Below are 19,302 nucleotides of genomic sequence, written 5' to 3' on the forward strand. Positions count from 1 at the left end.
TATGGTATTATCTGTGGTAGAACTAGGTATTGTGGTTGTCGGTTCATTTTTGGCATTTGTTTTTCTAAATTATTTATAAATTAACAAGAATGTTTTCTTGAAACTTTTTGATCTTATAATATAACTTAAGATGATTATTATTCTTCAACAACTAATATACAGTAAGTAAATAAAAAATATGACAAATCAAGTTGAAAATATATCTAAAAAACATAATAAAAATATTAATATGGTTGATAGCAATATGCGTGATATATCCTCAGAAGAGGCTAATAAATCTGGTGGTGATTTAAAAGATAAAAATGTAAAAATATTTCCTGAATCAGAAGGTAACAAAGATCAATATGATACAGTAGCAGAAGATGAAATCATATTAGATGATAATAACTATGCAGAGTTATTAGAAAAAGAAATTTTGAATAGTAAGAAACTATCTCAAACTATCCAAGAGCTTAACGATAAAATAAAAGAGTTAGAGGATAAATTTTTGAGAAGTGTTGCAGAGTCTGAGAACATCAGATCTAGGTTTAGCAAATCATTAGAAGAAGAGAAAAGATACTCAATAAGAAATTTTAGTAAAGATCTAATACCAGTAATAGATAGCTTAAATATGGCAATTAGTCACGGTGGTGAAGCATCAACAGAAAATATAAAAGATATATTAGCAGGCATTACAATGACAAAACAAGAATTGGAGTCAGCGTTTAAAAAGCATAAAGTAGAAGCAATAGTGCCTTCAGTAGGAGATAAATTTGATTACCACAACCATAACGCTATATCACAAAAAGAAAATAATGATTACGAAGAGGGTACTATACTCAATGTTATGCAAGTTGGTTATAAGATCCAAGATAGATTAATCAGGCCAGCATCCGTTGTTGTATCAAAAAGATATGCAGACTAGATTGTTGTTATTAACTAATTTATCTACTTTGGCTATAGTAAATTTTAGATGCTGTGTTTGCTGTAAAAGATTGTTTGTACGGATTTTATTTTTATGTTCTATTTTAGGAAGTGTAAATATAGCATTTGCAGTAAATTCTATTGATTACATATTTATATCTGCAGAAGGTACCAATGCGATTGAAGCAAAAATTAGAGCACATGATCTAGGAAAGCGCAGAGCTTTATCATTAATTTTGAATCAAAAATCAATACAAAATATTGCAAATGTTGCTTATTCAGATTTACAGCATCTTTTTAATATAACAGTACATCAAGAATCTTCAACAATGTATAAATATACTGCTACCGTCACTTATTACTATGAAAAAAATAAACTAAATGATCTGATATTTAAGTATGCGACTGGAGAATTACTTGATAAATTCTATGAATATTTAATAATTAATGTTGATAAGCAAGGAACAATCCTAACGTTGTTAGATAATAGTAAAAATTTTAATGTTTGGAAAAAATTTGATTCAGTACTAAAGTATAATAAAATTTATCTAGCTCAAGGTCATTTCGAATCTTTAGCAGATTTAGTTAAAGATTCTAGCAAAAAAAATATTATGGAACTTAGATATCAAGATTTCATCAATATCTTTGGTGATGTATTTTTCAAAAATGTTCTGATTATTACTACAGAATTGTTTACTAACAAATCAGGGGTAAGTTATCTAGAAGTAAAACAATATATATTTTCACATAATTCGCCAGATAAAGTTAAAACTTTAGCAAAAAATTATACTATATCTAATATTTCTGCAATACCAAATGTTATAGAATTGATAATAAAAGGTTTAATTAATAATTATGGTAAACCAGATACTCTGAATCAGAAAAATACTATAGCTAACAATAGTATACAAAATCAAAATGAAACTAAAGTTGATGATTTATTAACTATTAATAATATTAATATGTATCTTGAAGTATATTCACAAGAAAAATTAAATCTTATCAAAGATAAATTGTCTAAAATTACTATTATTAAGAGTTATAAATTATTACCTCAGACTTCTAATTTATATAACATAATAATAAATACAGAAGCTACTGAGTGGGAACTAATGGAAGAATTTTATTTACATAATCTTAGTTATACCACATTGGATAATAAGCAGTATTTGATTAATTTAGAATCAGGTATATAATAATCATTCTATAATATAAAATCATAATTAAAATATTAATTTAATGAGTAAAAAGGCAGGTTTTTGGTTAGTATTAATAATATCAATCTTGTTAAGTGTTTACTATCTTGTAGATGTTCTAACACCATTTTTTATTGCATTTATATTAGCATATATTTTGGAGCCTGTTGTATCATATCTAGATAAAAAAGTTGCTTTTTTATCTAGAAATTTTTCAACGATAATAGTAACAGTGGTAGTATACACATTTTTGATATTCTTTTTGACTCTACTTATTCCTGTAATTTATCAACAATCATTAACATTAATTGGCAAAATCAAAAACCTTCAGCAAGAATTATATTTTGATCAATTAGATATAGTAAAAATAATATCTAATAAATTAGATATTAATATTGCAGAATCCTTCCAATTTTTATTTAAAACATTATTGGATAACTTTTTCATTATAATCAGTAACGTAGCAGATAACTTGTGGGACTACACAATAGCTACTATTAATCTTTTAACAATAATATTGCTTGTACCTATAATATTGTTTTATTTACTAAAAGAATGGAGCACTATGGGTAATACAATAAAATCTTTGCTGCCATTGACTGAAAAAACGTATCTAATAAAATTATTTCGATCTATTAATCAATCTTTATCAAACTATATTAAAGGACAAATAAATATTATTTTAATCACTATGCTTTACTATACTAGTTGTTTTATAATATTAAATATTGAGTTTGCTTTACTATTTGGTTTTATTGCTGGGGTCATGATCATTATTCCATTTTTAGGTAGTATTATCACATTTATATTACTAATAGTAAATTCATATATTGTATCAGGTGTATCTGCAGAATTGTTATATGTAATGGTAATTTTTATGGTTGGTTCTATAGTGGAAGGGTGGATTTTAACTCCCAAAATTATTGGTAAAACAATAGGGTTGCATCCTATTTGGATTTTATTTGCTATGTTAGTAGCAGGAAAATTATTTGGATTATTAGGTATGTTTTTGGCTTTACCTATATCTGCAATTTCAAAAATTATTATAGATCATATATTGAAGTATTATTTATCAAGCAAAATTTATAACGATAAATAAGATTCTTACCTCAGGAATATCAATTTCATATAATTATAATTTATCAGTACAGTATGATTTTACTTATTAACTTCTGTAATAATGTTAAATACAGCTTTAATAATATATATGGGAATAATTATTAAAAATATTTGCTTGTAGCCTTTAAGTATAAAAAACCTGTTACAAGAGTAAATATTACTGTTATCCACAATAAGGCATTAGCTATATTATCTAGTAATATTATGTTGCTTCCTTTGGATCCAATGATAAGCAATGTTAAAGATACCATCTGAATTATAGTTTTGATTTTTGAAAGACGACTCACAGGCATACTAACTTGTATTTGCCCTAAAAATTCTCTTAAGCCTGCAACAATAAATTCTCTTATTAATATTAATAAACAAGCAATCTCATTAGCTCTACCATTTTTAATTAGCATCACTACTACAGAAACAACAAGTATTTTATCAGCTATAGGATCAAACATTTTACCAAAATTTGATGTTAACCTAAGTTTCCGTGCAATGTATCCATCTATAAAATCTGTAATACTCGCAATTACAAAAACTATTCCCCCCAAACGGTGAGCAAATTTTGAATCTTCAAAATAAAAAGTCATTACTATTACTGGTATAAAACATACTCTCATTAAGGTAAGATAATTAGGAATATTATATAGCAGATTCATACTAATTTCATCAATGTTTTATTTTTACAATAACCTAATTCGGTATTTAATCTTCTTTAGCTTACTTTTGTTCTGCTATATTATACTGAAATATTTTTAATGCAAAGATATGTATTATAGTAAAGATATGGTCGAAAATTTCAGATTGCACTTCTTCATAAGTAACGAAATCTGTAAATTTAGAGAACACGTATATTTCTAGTGGCAATCCATAAGGTGTAGTTTCTTTTTGTCTAACCAAAAAAGTAAATCGACTTACATCATTATGAATATTTTGGTTATGTTTTAAATATTCTGTAATATATGACTTAAATATTAATAAATTACTTATATTATTCTTGGCATCAAACAAATAAGGTTTATTATCTAACAAATTTTTAAAATATTCAATGCCTTTGATTTTATCTAACAATTCTTGATCACAGAACTTTATTGTATTTATATCTATATAAAACGATCGTTTAATTCTTCTAGCTTTTGATTCTTCTATATATCTCCAATTTTTGATCTGATTATTAAGGAATGTAGTAGTAGGGATGGTGGTAACTGTATGATCAAAATTACGTATCTTGACTACAGTAATAGTGATTTCATCAACTACTCCATCGATTTGATAATCTGAGATCACTATTCTATCTCCTATTTTAACAATATCTTGGAAGGTAATTTGTAAACTTGTTACCAACCCTAGAACGGTATCTTTGAAAATAAAAGTTAGAAAAGCTGCAGCTGCACCTAAGCTAGCAAATAAATTCTTAAATGATATATTTAGAATAATAGACAATAAAATGATACCACTCAGTACATAAGTTACTATTTTTAGTATATGTATGTATAAACCTATTGCGGTATTTTTAGAGTTAGAACTTACCTTAGGTATCATAATAACATATATATTTAAGGCTGATACTACAGATAATGTAATAAATACAGTTACGTATAAATTCAATACTGTATTCTTAATATGTAATAACAATTTTGTCTGAAAAAATTCTACTTGATCCAAAATTTCATTCCAAAATAGCAGATATAATCCTATAAAGCTGAATGTTAGATATTTTATGATATTCTGTTCTTCAAATAAGTTGTAGTAGTGTTTACCTTTAATTTCTAACATTTTATTTATTAGTATTTTAAAGGTTTTTTTTGCTAGAAGCAGTGAAGGATAAAATGCAATCAAAATTACAGTAATAACACTGAATTTTTGCCAAAATATGGGTAACTCAAAAGAATTGATACCAAAATTACTCATCAAGACAACACAACTAATTCTATAATTATAATATAAGCAGTAATAGATTAGAATTGTAACATTTTTTTGAATATTTTAAAATACTAGTTTGCAGTTCATCGGATATTAAAAGATTTAACATGAAATAATACAAGTAATAATATTGAAAATATCGATAAAAATAAGAGTAAATTCGTATATATAGAAAGATCTTAGGCAAAAAAAATATAAATTTTATTGAATTTTAGAAATTGAATCATTATATATATTGGATCAACTGCTAAATTTAGTATAGTCTTTTTAGTATGTTATATACCATAGCGTTGTTTGTATGGTCGATAAATTGTAAGATTTTTAATTAATAAATTATATACAAGATGGAAATAGAAAAAAAGAAGTTTAACGCAGAAGTAGATAAAGTGCTACATCTAATGATTCATTCACTATATACCAATAAAGACATTGCTATAAGAGAGCTTTTATCTAACTCTGCAGATGCGTGTGATAAATTAAGATATTTATTACAAATTGATAACACATTACAAAATGAAGATAGTAATTTTCAGATAGAAATATCTATAGATAAGGATAAAAAATTACTAAAGATACGTGATAATGGAATAGGGATGAATAAGGAAGAATTAGAGAATAATTTAGGTACCATAGCTAAGTCTGGAACTCAAGATTTTCTTAAATCTTTATCTGGAGATACTAACAAAGACAGTCTATTAATAGGGCAGTTTGGTGTTGGGTTTTATTCTGCATTTATGATATCTGATCATATTGAAGTAGTTTCGAAGAAATCAGGTGAAGGGGATAGTTGTTATGCTTGGTCTTCTGATGGAACAGGAGAATATAGTATATCTCAATCTGAAAGTGATTTAGTTAGAGGTACAGAAATAACGCTTCATATAATTAAGGATCAAGAGAAATTTTTAGAATATTATCATTTGAAACATGTAGTAGAAAGCTATTCAGACCATATATTTGTACCTATTTTTTATAAAAATGAAAAAAATGAATTAACTAGAATTAATTCTTCTTCTGCATTATGGAGTAGATCTGCATCAGATATCTCAAATGCTCAATATAAAGAGTTTTATAATAAGCTATCTCATTCACAAGATGAACCATGGTTAATATTACATAATAAAAATGAGGGTGCGATATCATTCATCAATCTTTTATTTATACCCACAGATCAGCCATTTGATATGAGATCTTATACCGGCGAAGTCAAGTCTAGAATTAAACTGTATGTTAAAAGAGTATTTATTACAGAAGATAACATTGATATTATCCCTAACTATTTAAATTTTGTTAGAGGAATAATTGATTCAGAAGACTTGCCTCTAAATATTAGCAGGGAAACTTTACAGCATAATGCACAAATCACTAAGATTAAATATTCCATTACTAACAGAATATTATCTGAATTAAGAAAGATTAAAGAAAATGAACCGGATAAATATTTAAAATTTTGGAATGTTTTTGGTTCAGTATTAAAAATTGGCTTACGTGCTCCTCATATAGATACTACAGAAGTGAATAAGCTGTTGGAGATTTCTATGTTTAATAGTGCAATGAATAAGAAATTAATTAGTATTGATGATTATATAGAACATTGCAAGTCTTCAAACCCTGAACAAAAAAATATATATTATTTGATAGGAGATAATTTAGATGAGTTATATCATAGCCCTCAGATAGAAGGCTTTTTAAGTAAAAATATCGACGTGTTGTTGCTTACAGATCAAATTGATAATGAATGGGTACTTTATCCTCCTGAATATAAGGGGTTTACAGTAAAATCTGTTACTAGAAGCGATATAGATCTAGAATCATCAGGTGATGATAAAGAAGAAGATACAAAGGATGTGACAAATTCTTCTTATGATAATGTTATTAAGCATTTTAAAAAAATCTTAGATAAATCTGTACAAGATGTAGTAATATCTAAAAAATTATTGAATAGCCCTGCATGCATTTCTGCAATAGGGCCTTATGATATTAAACTAGAATCATTGTTAATTAGCCAAGGGGCTATTAAAAAAGCCGCACCTAAAATACTAGAAATTAATCCAAACCATGCTATCATTAAAAAAATATCTTGCTATATTGATGAAAACAAAAATCTTGAGTCTGCCGAAAAATTGATTTATATAATATATGATCAAGCATGTATTGTTGCTGGATCTCCTTTACAAAATCCTGCAGATTTTGCAAAAAGATTGAATAATATCTTAGAGGCATTTTGATTGTAATCAGTGAAATAAATAGTGTGATGTGTAATAATTTATTAATTTTTTGATGATTCAGTATGGTAAAAAAATACTTGGGATTGAATCTAGCTGTGATGACAGTGCTGCAGCTATAATTGATTCTAATTTTGGGATTTTGTCTAATATAGTGATATCGCAAAATGCAGCACATCAACCATTTGATGGCGTAGTACCTGAAATTGCTTCAAGATATCATGTAGATAATTTAGAATTAGCCATTAAAACCGCATGTACTGAAGCAAATATTACTTTGAAGGATATAGATGCTATATCTGTTACCGCTGGCCCTGGGCTAATAGGGGGGGTAATAGTAGGATCTATGTTTGCTAAGGGTTTAGCTTCAGTATTAAAAAAGCCTATAATAGCTATTAACCATTTAGAAGGACATGCTTTAACTGTGAGGCTTTCTGACAATACTGAGTATCCTTATCTACTTTTATTAATTAGTGGAGGGCATTGTCAATTTATTTCTGTTAATAGGCTGTCTGATTACCGTATAATAGGTCAGACCTTAGATGATGCTTTAGGTGAGGCATTTGATAAAGTTGCAAAAATGTTAAGATTACCGTTCCCAGGAGGCCCTCAAATAGAGGAATATGCTAAGTTAGGAGATGAAAATAGATTTACGTTTCCAAAACCTATGATAAAAATTAAAAATGCTGATATGTCTTTTTCTGGTTTAAAAACAGCAGTACATGTTACAATTAAAAAAATCCAAAATTTATCATTACAAGATAGTTATGATATTGCGGCTAGTTTTCAAAAAATAGCCACTGATGTTTTATTATCTAAGACATTTATTGCTATGAAATTTTTTGAACAACAAAAAAAAGTCAATAACTCACTTGATAAGCAATTTGTTATCTCAGGTGGAGTAGCTGCAAATTCGTACATACGTAGTAAATTATGTAATTTAGCTTCTGATTTAAAGTATAAATTTATAGCTCCCCCTATTAAATTATGCACTGATAATGCTGCGATGATAGCACAAGCGGGTCTAGAAAGGCTAAAGTCAGGTCTTGTGAGTAACATTAATTTTCGGCCTAAATCCCGTTGGAGTATAGAAGAATGCTAGATATATTGAATAAATTTCAACTAATGAAATTTTTTTGCTGAGTTTTAGTTATAAATTAGTGATGTATTATGTTATTTCCAGATATTGATCCAGTATTATTTAGGTTAGGTCCTTTAAATATTTATTGGTACTCTATAGCATATATCGTGGGAATATTATTTGGAGAATTTTATGCTAAAAAAATTGTTACTGTTTATAGATTAGGTATTACAGAACAACATATAGGAAACTTTGTATTTTTTTCTGTTCTCAGTATTATCCTAGGAGGAAGATTAGGCTATGTAATATTCTATGGATTTAAATATTATTTTGATCATCCTGTTGAAATATTTAAGATTTATGATGGGAATACCATAATAGGTATTAGCGGTATGTCTTTTCATGGAGCTTTAATTCTATTTGTTTTTACTGCTTATATTTTTGCAAAAATTAATAAAATAAATTTTTTTTCTTTAATTGATATATCATCATTAGTATCTCCTTTAGGGATAATGCTAGGTAGAATTGGTAATTTTATAAACGGAGAGCTCTACGGTAGAACTACATCTGTGCCTTGGGGGATGATATTCCCCAGTGCTGATAATCAATTAAGACACCCAAGCCAATTATACGAAGCTGCACTTGAAGGCTTAGTATTATTCATCATATTATCTTACCTGAATATTAAGTATAAACTAATAAATTATCCTAAAATACTAACTGGCTTGTTTTTTATAACATATTCAATATTCAGGATTATAACAGAATTTTTTCGTGAACCAGATATATCTATAGGTTTTGTTGCAAATATATTTACATTGGGGCAAATCCTATCTGTACCAATGTTATTACTAGGATTATATCTATTAATTACCGCATTTTATAATAAAAAGTTATTAGGTAACTCACTTATCAAGTAGATTTGATATATTTTTTTATAATATCTAAATAGTTATCAAATGTTTGTTTTTTATTTTCTAATATAGATTCAGCATTAAATAGTAATTTTTGATATTTAGTATCATCTTTGTTCTGAATAAATTTAATAATTTTTTGCTGTAATTCTTCTCTATTCTTTATTGATATTACCGCATTTTTTTTTATCATTTCATCTGTTATTTCCTGGAAATTATACATTTTTGGACCAACAAAAATTATTTTTCTAAAATTCATTGCCTCTATTATATTATGTCCTCCATCTTTAAATGAACCTCCAATAAATATTAAATCTGCTAGGGAATAAAAATTACCTAATTGATAAAAACTATCTGCTATATATAGATCTTGAGATATGTTGGGCAAATGATTTTTGGATTGCATAGTAAATATTAAACCTAATTTATTGGATAAATTTATTATCGTTTTTTTCTGATCTGGATGCCTAGGAACAATTATAAGAAATATTTCTTTTTTTATATTATATAACATATGTAATAATTCCACTTCATCTGCAGTATGGGTACTAGCAGCAACTAAAATAACTTTATTTTTACTTATATTTTTTTTTATTTGAGTAATATAACTGAGATTTACAGGCAGTTTTTTATTACAAAATTTCAAACTATCTAAATATTTATAATTTTTACCCCCTAATTCTTCGAAGCGTTTTAGATCAATTTTACTTTGTACCAACTTTTCTTTAAAATTGTTCATCATATATCGAAATATAGATTTAGCGTATCTCCATTTTTTAAATGACTTATCGGAAATTTTAGCATTGATTAATAACAAATCACATTTATCTGAAGCTTCATGTATTAAAGATGGCCATAATTCTGATTCAATAAAAATCCCTAAATTTGGTTTATAGTGATTTAAGAATTTCTTTATAACAAATATCAAATCTACTGGTAAAAGTTGGTGTAATGTATTTTTTGGTAATATATTTTTTATATTTTGATTTGTTTCAATAGTTGAAGTGGTGATCAAAAACTTTATATTAGGATAATCGATACTAATTTTTTCTATTAAATTGATAGCTATTTTTGATTCTCCTATGCTTGCAGCGTTAAACCAAATTAATTTTTCTTGTTTGGTTGTGGGATTATTGTTTGTCTTAATCATCATACGAAATAGAACAGATCTATATGTATCTGATTTTTGTAATAATCTTATCAAAATTATACTAGGCAACAACATTGTATAAATGATGTTGTATATAACCAAACATATCTTAAGACTAATTTTGGTATCACGTGGGTTAGGTAATATCATAACATTTATCAGATAAATTATAGTAATTAGTTTAATATTAAAGGGAAATAATTAATTTATGTTTACTTTATGCTATGATGACTATCAAGTTTTATCCTTTTTAGAAATCATATCATTACTAAATTTTCTATTACTGTATACAGCATCATTACTAAATTTTCTATTACTGTATACAGCATCATTGCTACTCTTTTTACTTTGATAAATTTTGTCATTACTGTGTTTTTTTATAGGATTATTTTTATTGGACTTTCTCTGCATTTTTGGTCTATATCTTCTAAACTTCACCAAAGGCAAAGACATTGATAGATTTGCTACATAGTTTGGTAATTCTTCTGCTGCATTAAATAACACATACAGTACTGTCATAGATGCTATCATAGAAGATATTATTTGAACAAAACTAATATTAATGCCAGTATTATTTTGCACCATAGTTATAATATTCATTATACCTTGGGCAGGAGAAGATAGCATTTTTAATATATATCCTATACTAGTTTGGCATTTTATCATATTATTCGGATTAGATTTATAATAACTATCTTCAAAATCTATATCTAAAGATGGTATCTTCACTACTCTGCCATCATTGACTTCTATATTGTTTGTTTTATATTTGCATGAACCATAAAATGCATAATCATTTATACTAAAAAATAATACTGATATAATTGTTACAATCATTGGCTGTAACATTAGTGAAAAAAGATTTTTAATCCAGTTATTAAAATATTTTTCTGTAGTTTTGAAAAGTGACATAGGTATAAATATAGGGGCTGTAATAGCTAACATAGTAATAGATAACATAGATCTAACAGTTATTTCTAGTATAAGTAGCCCCAATGATATAATAAAGATTGGATACGCAAGTACTATCAAAACCCATGACCATTGCTGAGCTATAACTAGTATTAATACTAAATATATATAAGGTGGAATATCGATTGTGTGAGCAGATGTAAGATTTATTATCATATCCAGGCCCAGGTAATGTGCTATATGGCAATCGATATAATCCCATATTGCTAAATATCTATATGCTGCATCATATTCGCTTGGTAACATATTACAAAGACTAGAAGTATTGGTATCTATTAACCAAGTTGATAATTGATTAATTCCTCCAATAAAAAATGGCATTATCCAAGATGTGATGCCACTTAAAATTTGAGTTTTATCATCTGCATGAGAAGCGATACCTATAGAAAAATAGCTAACCAATATTATTTTTAAAACAGCTATAATTAATTCTGTTTTATTAGTTTCAGCTTGTAATAATATCTTAAATCCTAAAAATATTATATATATCGTGAGGAGTGACTTAACTGTTAAACGCATTTTATCCTGAAATTGGAATAATACACTTTTATCTCGATTATCTTTATCTATAATATAACTGCTATTGCCAGTAACCCTACACAGATCTACCGTATATAACAATTTGTTGATCAATTGATTAATGCATGTAATTACAACCCCTGTCATAGGTATGTATGCTTTAGAGTGTTTTGTAGCATAATAACTACAAGCTCTGGTACCCGTACACTCTGTTACAAAATCATCATTATAAATAGAGTTTTTAAAAGGTTCTTCAATAGATTTGCAACCTACTGGATACCATGTGCCATATATATTAGTATATATACATATTACATCTAAGTCTTGCTTGACTTTTAGAGAATAATTTATGGGAATGAAACCTAAAATTTTAGCTCCAGCTATATTAGGTAATTCGGCGTCTATAGATATATTATTATACTCAGTACACTCAGTTTCATTATTGCATATCAAAAAATTAATTTTAGCATCTTTGCATTTTCCCAGATGCCATTTATTGCAATGAGCTCTATTTATTCTCAAACATTCCGTTGTATTAGTTTGTGATTGGGGATTCTTTTTCATAAATATCTTATTCATCACATCATAATACATCCCAAAACTAATGAGATTAATACCAAATGGTACAAATGCATTATAATGAGTAGGAGTACATGTATTCATCTGATCAGCTGTTTTAGCGTATACCAAGTTCAAGTTTGAGTAGGATATTATAAAACTAAAACATATAATATAATATTTTACTTTAAATAAATTGATGATATCATAAGCCCTATAGTACATATTTATTTTTTTATAGATGCTAGTTTTTTATAGAATATCTTTAACCAGTTTTTAGGGGATTCTCCGTGTTTTTTCATAATTTTATATAGTAAAGCTATGGTATCTGCGCGGCTTGATAATATATTAATAATATTGTTTAATCCTTCTAGATTAATTTTTGCAATTACAGATTTTAATGATTGTTTTACTAAAAAATATCTCGATGCTGGATCTATAGTTTTTATCAAGTAAAATTCTCTATTTGATAACATAAAAGCTTCTTTATATACTTCTGTAGCTTTTAAATTAGGTAAAAATATTTGTGTAGCAGTTTGCTGAACTAAGGTATCACTAATTCGACTTTTAGTAGCATCTTCGACGCTTTGAGTTGCAAAAATCACTAAAGTATTAAGCTTTCTCAACACTTTCAACCAATCTTTTATTTTAGGAGCAAAAATTGGATTATCTATTAACGCCCAGGCTTCATCTAATACAATCATTGTTTTAGTACCATCGAGTGAAAGGTTGATTCTATGAAAAATATATAATAATACCGGTTCTAGACTGATTTTATCAGATAGCAAATTAGCCATTTCGAAACCAAATATTTTAGATTTATTAAAGTCAATTTGATCTATATCGTTATCAAAAATTTTTGCATGTGAACCCTGGCCATGCCACATAGCAATTCTACTATTAATAGTACCATCTCCACCCAATCCAAGAAATGGTACTATATTACTTAATTTTCTATCTGCTTTATCTAATCTATAATTTCCTTCTATTGCTTCATGTAATAGTGTGATTTCGTCAGATGTAATTTGTTGTCCATGTCTTGTAACTAGTGTAATTAGCCACTCTAATAAAAAAGATCTATTTTCTCCTGTATCTTCTAGTTGTAAGGGATTGAAGCCGCAATGATTCCCAGGATCAATTACTGTATAAATTCCTTTAACAGATCTAATAAAGATTTCAGCACCTCTATCTTTATCAAAAAAAAACATTTTTGGTTGCAATGTACAAGCCTGAGCACATAAAAAATTCATTAATACTGTTTTTCCGGCACCTGTTGGCCCTATAATCAGAGTATGTCCTACATCATTGACATGAAAACTAAAATAAAATGGAGTATTAGAAGTTGTCTCTAATATTGTTATGTATCTACCCCAATGATTATCAAATTCCTTACCTATTGGGTAATTGTGAGTTGAAACGAAACTAGCAAGATTTAATGTATTTATTATAGAATTTCTTACTATATAATTTTTATTTCCTGGTAATTGTCCCCAATAAACGGGTTCCATATTGATTGTTTCTCGGACTGCCTGTATACCAGAATTTGAAAACTCTGTAATAGCTAGTGATAAAATATTTTCAATTGAGTTAACATCATATCCTATACATAACATTGACATGTGATGTTCGCCAAAAGCTATCGATCCACTAGTTGCCATATCTAGCGCTTCAGATATTTCTTCTATTTGTGAAACGGCATTATCTTTAGCTTGGATCATTCTATTTTGCTGCAATTGCAATTTGTGTATTGCTACTGTTTTATTAATAAATGAAAAACTTTGTGTAATAATAAATTCAAATGGTACTTGTAATAATTTATCAAAAATTCCTGCGAATGTAGTAGAAGAGTATTCACGAATGGATAACATCCCAGCATATTTAGTAGTTCTTTTATTAGTAGATTCAATTAATTTAGAACCAAAGAATAGCCTATTCATAGGCAAATATTTATCTATAGAAGACTTTGGTACCCTAATTTTTTGACAATCTCCACAATTAACAAGTTGAGATAAAAATTCTAATATTTGGCAATAGCTCCCATCCTGATTTTTAGATATCCTTAATACTGATGGTTCATAATTTCTAAAAGCATGTAAAATTCTAGAATTTACTTCGGATATATAATCATAAATTTCCTTTTTTTTATTTTCCCAACTTGCTTTATTTGACTTAATTTCAAACTGTTCTAATAGATATTTTATTATAGATACCCCAGATTTATCTGGTTTATATTCTATTGTAATATAAAAATCATTTATATATGCTTCTGTATCTATATATTTTTTTTCACATTCTGATTTTAGATATCTTAAAAAATCATTTTTATTATTTGTATTTGCCAGTGCCTCATTCCTCCTTAATACAGGAGTTTTTTTTCTAATAGTATGAAAATACAGTATGACTGTATCTAAAGACATATTTTTGAACAACATATTGCGCAGATTTTTATTAATATCTAACTCTATATCGTCTGTGGTTTCAAAAGGTAAGCCTTTTAATTTTATAACTTGTAGTAAATTATTATCTTTAGTGATTAACGTATTGCTATTCCAATACATTTTATAAGGAATAAAATTGCTTGCCAATTTTTCTTTTTTAGCTATTGATTCTCTAGACTGGCTATGAGGGAATAGAGTAAACATATCTAGTGTAGTATTACAATATTAATCTAAACTGCATAAGAATTAGCACCATAATATGACTTGTTAGGACATTGGTTACATTTATTGGCATAATTTATGTATAATTCTATGAATCTTGGTTCTGTAAAACATAGGATATACCCTACTAAATGGGCTATTGCAGCAATTATTAAAACATACAAACTAGGGCCTTGTATGTATATTGTAATAGAAAGCATTAAGTTAACCATTGCATACTGCATACTGACTCCAAATATCATTGTTGGCCTTGTGAGCCCTAAAAACACAAGATCAGATGACAACTTATTATCCATATTAACATACTTATTTTTATATACTTATTAAAAATATGTTAATGGATTTACTAAATTTTGTCAAGTAAGTAACTTATATAATATAATCTTATGTATTTATTTATAGTAAAAATACATACTATTTATTAATTCAATAATAAATTAATTTATGCATAGGCTTCAATATTCTCAATCAATGTTTATATTACAACTTCAATCAATACTGAACCTACTACTGCTGCTTGAGAATTTTCTATACTATCTGTTATATCAGAAGTGTTAGAATCTATACAACTAACAAAACTGCTACTAGAAATGGATTTAGGCAATGAATCTTTTGTATCTGTTGTTTCTGTCAAATCACTATTAGATACAACCTTGCTAGCAATCTCGGTTATTTCATCCTTGGGTAAGTTGTGACTTGCTGCGTATGATATTAAAAAATTTATACAAGAATCTGTAATATTGGATTCAAATTCTAAATTGGATGTATTATTATGACAATTTTGTTCTAAACTACTGAGTAGTAATATATTTGAATTCTCGGTATTCTTAATTATAATATCTCCACATGAAATTTCTAAACTTTTATCAAGTAAATTAAGAAATGATGTTATACCATGCTCAGTTATAGTACTCCAAAAGAAATTTATATACGATATTATATTATTATTAATAAATTTCATTAGCACATTATTAGAACTAATATTCATAATCAGTTCTTGAGGATTTTGTATGTGAAGCGCTGGCATTACTGATTCATGCAAGCAATTTATGAAATTTTTATTCTGTTGCTGTATTGCATGATATTTTATAGATTGAATAATATCATTGTATTCTTCAGTATTATGACATAACTTCTGTAATATTTTTTTACTACCAGGATTTTCGAATGTAATACTATAAATAGATAGATTATTAATTTTTCTATTTATATCTGCTGCTTGTAAATCTGATATTACTGCTCCTAGAGAGTGTCCAGTAAAAATAAAATTATAGTCTGGATATTTTTCTACTATAGGCATTAATATTTCTCGATTTAATTTTTGTGCTAAATAAAATTTTATTGGTATAAAGTTGAAAAAAAGTTGTATGTCATTGAATAAATCATTTATTATGTGCTTAATTGAGAAGCTTCCATTTTTATCATATATTACACTACCAGGATTAGCGATAATTGCATTTTTCTTTTCATGATTAATAAATATATCTGCTTGATATCCCTGGTACTCAGATGATGTATCATCAAAAAATTCTGTAGAAAATACGTGTTTATACCCAAGTTTTTTCATCCACTGCTCAGATAACATTTGTTTAGATTCTCTATTAGCGATGTAACTAATGAAGTTTGCTACTATTGTATCAATGAATAATTGTAAAAATATCATAGATATACTGTATAATTATATTGTATTAAGAACTTACTAAGATACTAGATAAAATTAATTCTTTTTCAATATTTATACATATTAGATAATATATATTACTGCGATTATGTATTATAAAAGTCAGATAATTTAACTAAAGATTTTTAGATTCTTTAAAATCAACTCTATAAGTATAAAATTATCCTTTTATTATTTTTTATTAAGATAATTTTCTAAAAGTGAATAATTAATTTGTCCTATATGATTTACCTCTAATTCATTTAATTTAAGTATTATAATCCGTTTTAATAAAGATTCATCGTATATTTTAAATTGATGCAATATATCAAGTAGTTTTGTATTAGAAATAGTATCATTAGTGAATATAAAAAAAACAGATTTTATACATAAAATGATATGTGTACCTAAAAATTTATTACGAAATATATGTTCTAACAATTCTCCTATATACAGATTTTCTGTATTTTGTGTAATATATGATGTTTCTGAAGTAATAAAATCATTGCCTATGAATATTAATTCTTCAGTATCCTGATAATCCAGAGTGGTTTCAATTAAAATTTCATTTTTTATATTCTGTATATAGTGTTCAGTATTATGAATAAATTCAATATAACTACTACTATTACTGGGAGATTTAATTTGCAAATAGCCTAATTTTAAATTGGTTTTACATGGTTTTAGATAATACTGAATTTTAGGCAATATTTTACCCATGGAATCTCCTTTATATTGTGTCAATGTATTTAGCGATATCATTAAAGATGATTCATGAAAATAACATTCATAGATATTAGTTTTGCATTTTTCTATTAATATTTTTTTACTAGATAAATGTAGATGGTCTAATGATAAAATCATAGATTTAATTGATCGCAAATCATAGCTATCAGCATATATAGCATAATAATGGCTTAAAATTGGTGTAGAAAATACTATAGTAATATTTCTTGAGTAAATAATTTCAGGTATCGACGAATAATTTGATAAATACGGGTATAAAAAATTTTTTGCACCAGTCAGCAATGATAAATATGATGTAATCAAACTATATCCATGATATAAATTTATTGAACTAAAGACTATATCCTGAGGAGATATTTCCATATTAGAAGTGATTTGTAAAATATTTGATCTAATATTTAAATCTGAAAACATTAATAATTTAATGTTATTTTTTTTACTGCTGCTTTGTAATATTAATGAAGCAGAATTTAATTTTTTCTGATTATTAGAAATTTTCTTATAGTAAAATTCAGGAACAAAACTACTCAAGTAGCACATAGTTCTATCTATAATACTAGTGTTTATTAATATATCTTCTATATATAAAGTAGCTATCTTAATTTTTTCTATTGAGATAATTAAGCCTTCTAGTGCTAAATCTTTAATAATTTTTTTTGATGTAATCAACAATTGAGCATTTGAAGCTTGCAGTACATTAAAAATTAATGATTGAGATTGATTATAATTTACTACAAATGCTATTTTTTGTAAACTATGGATAGCAAACAAGCTTACAATATACTCAATACTATTTGGTAACACTATTGCTACTGAGTTTGAATATTTAGATTGATAGTGCATACCATCTTGGTTAGAGTCAATTTTTGTATTATTTACTATATATTTTCTGTATAAAAACGCTCTAGATATTATTTTTCTATATGTTATTACATTAGATATATCTTCTAGAATTTTCTTATTCATGCCATAAATATATCCCGCATCGATTAAGGATTTAAATAATCCTGTATTCATATCATATCTAGAAGCTCTAGCATCGCTCATTATGCCATATAACTGTTCTGTTAGTATTTTTTTTATATTAATTTTTGAATCAGAATTATTATTAATATCTAAAACTACAGCTGGCAATATTTTTACTGTAAGTTTTTTACGAAACTTTATTTTAGTACAAAATAATTTTTTAATTTTAGAAAACGCAGTAAATTCTGTACCATTAATCATTATGGGTAAAATTTTAGCATTTGTTTTATATGCTATCAATGCAGGTCCTGCATATATTTTCATCATAGATCCTGTAGTACTAGTACGACCTTCAGGAAAAATAGCAATTTTTTCCCCTAATTTCACTTTTTTTATTAGAGTTTTTATAGCCATAGCATTAGTTGTATCTAAAGAATATGTTTCTACTATTTTTAGAAATGGCTTGATCCACCATATTTTGGCTATTTTGCTATTAATAGCAAAAACTATTTTATATGGTAAAAATAATGATATTAATGCTGGATCTATATATGAAACATGATTAGCAATGATAACTGTTTTTTCATTTTTTACTGCATACAGATTATCTATTCCTTTTATTTCTATTTTATATATTATTGATAGTAATATTTTTAGAAATTTTCTATAGAAATTGTACATGACTCCATTCCGTAGTAACATATAATTTATAATTATTTAG

At 26.5% G+C, this 19,302-nt stretch carries 14 protein-coding genes; 6 read left to right on the plus strand and 8 right to left on the minus strand.

Translation table 11 applies throughout. The features are described 5' to 3' along the window. The first annotated feature begins 178 nt into the window (after positions 1–178). Genes grpE through IHI24_RS00425 form a run of 3 tightly spaced genes read left to right on the plus strand, consistent with a single transcriptional unit; the run spans position 179 to position 3,198 of the window. Complete coding sequence (gene grpE / locus IHI24_RS00415) at positions 179–904, plus strand: nucleotide exchange factor GrpE (RefSeq protein ID WP_194966097.1); 726 nt, start codon at positions 179–181, stop codon at positions 902–904. Beyond that, the gene (locus IHI24_RS00420) at positions 894–2,099 is read left to right on the plus strand and encodes a hypothetical protein (RefSeq protein WP_194966098.1); all 1,206 of its coding nucleotides are present in this window, start codon (positions 894–896) and stop codon (positions 2,097–2,099) included. Before grpE ends, IHI24_RS00420 begins: the two co-directional genes overlap by 11 nt. A 43-nt stretch (positions 2,100–2,142) precedes the next feature. Beyond that, positions 2,143–3,198: an AI-2E family transporter gene (locus IHI24_RS00425; protein WP_194966099.1), complete on the plus strand. Its 1,056-nt coding sequence runs from the start codon at positions 2,143–2,145 to the stop codon at positions 3,196–3,198. 121 nt (positions 3,199–3,319) lie between these two features. Here the strand turns inward: IHI24_RS00425 and pgsA are convergent, their stop codons facing one another. Together pgsA and IHI24_RS00435 are read right to left on the minus strand one after the other, a co-directional pair. Beyond that, positions 3,320–3,868, minus strand: coding sequence for a CDP-diacylglycerol--glycerol-3-phosphate 3-phosphatidyltransferase (gene pgsA / locus IHI24_RS00430; protein ID WP_194966100.1), 549 nt, complete (start codon positions 3,866–3,868; stop codon positions 3,320–3,322). A gap of 61 nt (positions 3,869–3,929) precedes the next feature. Further along, positions 3,930–5,120, minus strand: a complete 1,191-nt coding sequence (locus tag IHI24_RS00435; RefSeq protein ID WP_194966101.1) for a mechanosensitive ion channel family protein — start codon at positions 5,118–5,120, stop codon at positions 3,930–3,932. Between the two features lie 356 nt (positions 5,121–5,476). On the opposite strand from IHI24_RS00435, the gene htpG reads away from it, so the two are divergent. From htpG to lgt, 3 genes are all read left to right on the plus strand, one after another. Continuing rightward, positions 5,477–7,357: a molecular chaperone HtpG gene (htpG, locus tag IHI24_RS00440; RefSeq protein WP_194966102.1), complete on the plus strand. Its 1,881-nt coding sequence runs from the start codon at positions 5,477–5,479 to the stop codon at positions 7,355–7,357. Positions 7,358–7,409: 52 nt separating this feature from the next. Continuing rightward, on the plus strand, positions 7,410–8,456 hold the full coding sequence (gene tsaD / locus IHI24_RS00445) for a tRNA (adenosine(37)-N6)-threonylcarbamoyltransferase complex transferase subunit TsaD (RefSeq protein WP_194966103.1): 1,047 nt from the start codon (positions 7,410–7,412) through the stop codon (positions 8,454–8,456). A 68-nt stretch (positions 8,457–8,524) separates the two neighbouring features. Beyond that, on the plus strand, positions 8,525–9,355 hold the full coding sequence (gene lgt / locus IHI24_RS00450) for a prolipoprotein diacylglyceryl transferase (RefSeq protein ID WP_194966104.1): 831 nt from the start codon (positions 8,525–8,527) through the stop codon (positions 9,353–9,355). On the opposite strand, the gene IHI24_RS00455 is transcribed toward lgt, so the two are convergent. From IHI24_RS00455 to IHI24_RS00480, 6 genes are all read right to left on the minus strand, one after another. Next, positions 9,348–10,649, minus strand: a complete 1,302-nt coding sequence (locus tag IHI24_RS00455; protein WP_194966105.1) for a glycosyltransferase N-terminal domain-containing protein — start codon at positions 10,647–10,649, stop codon at positions 9,348–9,350. The two genes, lgt and IHI24_RS00455, sit on opposite strands and share 8 nt — an antisense overlap. Positions 10,650–10,733: 84 nt before the next feature. After that, the gene (locus IHI24_RS00460; RefSeq protein WP_194966106.1) at positions 10,734–12,773 is read right to left on the minus strand and encodes a TrbL/VirB6 family protein; all 2,040 of its coding nucleotides are present in this window, start codon (positions 12,771–12,773) and stop codon (positions 10,734–10,736) included. 2 nt (positions 12,774–12,775) lie between these two features. After that, positions 12,776–15,190 (minus strand): VirB4 family type IV secretion/conjugal transfer ATPase, encoded by a 2,415-nt coding sequence (locus IHI24_RS00465; RefSeq protein WP_194966107.1) that lies wholly within the window; start codon positions 15,188–15,190, stop codon positions 12,776–12,778. A 26-nt stretch (positions 15,191–15,216) separates the two neighbouring features. Continuing rightward, a complete protein-coding gene (locus IHI24_RS00470) occupies positions 15,217–15,504 on the minus strand; it encodes a VirB3 family type IV secretion system protein (RefSeq protein WP_194966108.1) in 288 nt (95 codons plus the stop codon). A gap of 179 nt (positions 15,505–15,683) precedes the next feature. Further along, positions 15,684–16,871 (minus strand): lipase family protein, encoded by a 1,188-nt coding sequence (locus tag IHI24_RS00475; RefSeq protein ID WP_194966109.1) that lies wholly within the window; start codon positions 16,869–16,871, stop codon positions 15,684–15,686. A gap of 189 nt (positions 16,872–17,060) precedes the next feature. Then, positions 17,061–19,262, minus strand: a complete 2,202-nt coding sequence (locus IHI24_RS00480; protein WP_194966110.1) for a 1-acyl-sn-glycerol-3-phosphate acyltransferase — start codon at positions 19,260–19,262, stop codon at positions 17,061–17,063. Between the last annotated feature and the right edge of the window lie 40 nt (positions 19,263–19,302).

Origin of the sequence: Rickettsia endosymbiont of Cardiosporidium cionae (assembly GCF_015476335.1) — a bacterium.
Classification (GTDB): domain Bacteria; phylum Pseudomonadota; class Alphaproteobacteria; order Rickettsiales; family Rickettsiaceae; genus JADHZC01.

Bases quoted from the DNA above. Each gene is read 5' to 3' on its own strand.
- grpE (WP_194966097.1), top strand. From the start codon at position 179: ATGACAAATCAAGTTGAAAATATATCTAAAAAACATAATAAAAATATT.
- IHI24_RS00420 (WP_194966098.1), top strand. From the start codon at position 894: ATGCAGACTAGATTGTTGTTATTAACTAATTTATCTACTTTGGCTATA.
- IHI24_RS00425 (WP_194966099.1), top strand. From the start codon at position 2,143: ATGAGTAAAAAGGCAGGTTTTTGGTTAGTATTAATAATATCAATCTTG.
- pgsA (WP_194966100.1), bottom strand. From the start codon at position 3,868: ATGAATCTGCTATATAATATTCCTAATTATCTTACCTTAATGAGAGTA.
- IHI24_RS00435 (WP_194966101.1), bottom strand. From the start codon at position 5,120: ATGAGTAATTTTGGTATCAATTCTTTTGAGTTACCCATATTTTGGCAA.
- htpG (WP_194966102.1), top strand. From the start codon at position 5,477: ATGGAAATAGAAAAAAAGAAGTTTAACGCAGAAGTAGATAAAGTGCTA.
- tsaD (WP_194966103.1), top strand. From the start codon at position 7,410: ATGATTCAGTATGGTAAAAAAATACTTGGGATTGAATCTAGCTGTGAT.
- lgt (WP_194966104.1), top strand. From the start codon at position 8,525: ATGTTATTTCCAGATATTGATCCAGTATTATTTAGGTTAGGTCCTTTA.
- IHI24_RS00455 (WP_194966105.1), bottom strand. From the start codon at position 10,649: ATGATATTACCTAACCCACGTGATACCAAAATTAGTCTTAAGATATGT.
- IHI24_RS00460 (WP_194966106.1), bottom strand. From the start codon at position 12,773: ATGTACTATAGGGCTTATGATATCATCAATTTATTTAAAGTAAAATAT.
- IHI24_RS00465 (WP_194966107.1), bottom strand. From the start codon at position 15,190: ATGTTTACTCTATTCCCTCATAGCCAGTCTAGAGAATCAATAGCTAAA.
- IHI24_RS00470 (WP_194966108.1), bottom strand. From the start codon at position 15,504: ATGGATAATAAGTTGTCATCTGATCTTGTGTTTTTAGGGCTCACAAGG.
- IHI24_RS00475 (WP_194966109.1), bottom strand. From the start codon at position 16,871: ATGATATTTTTACAATTATTCATTGATACAATAGTAGCAAACTTCATT.
- IHI24_RS00480 (WP_194966110.1), bottom strand. From the start codon at position 19,262: ATGTACAATTTCTATAGAAAATTTCTAAAAATATTACTATCAATAATA.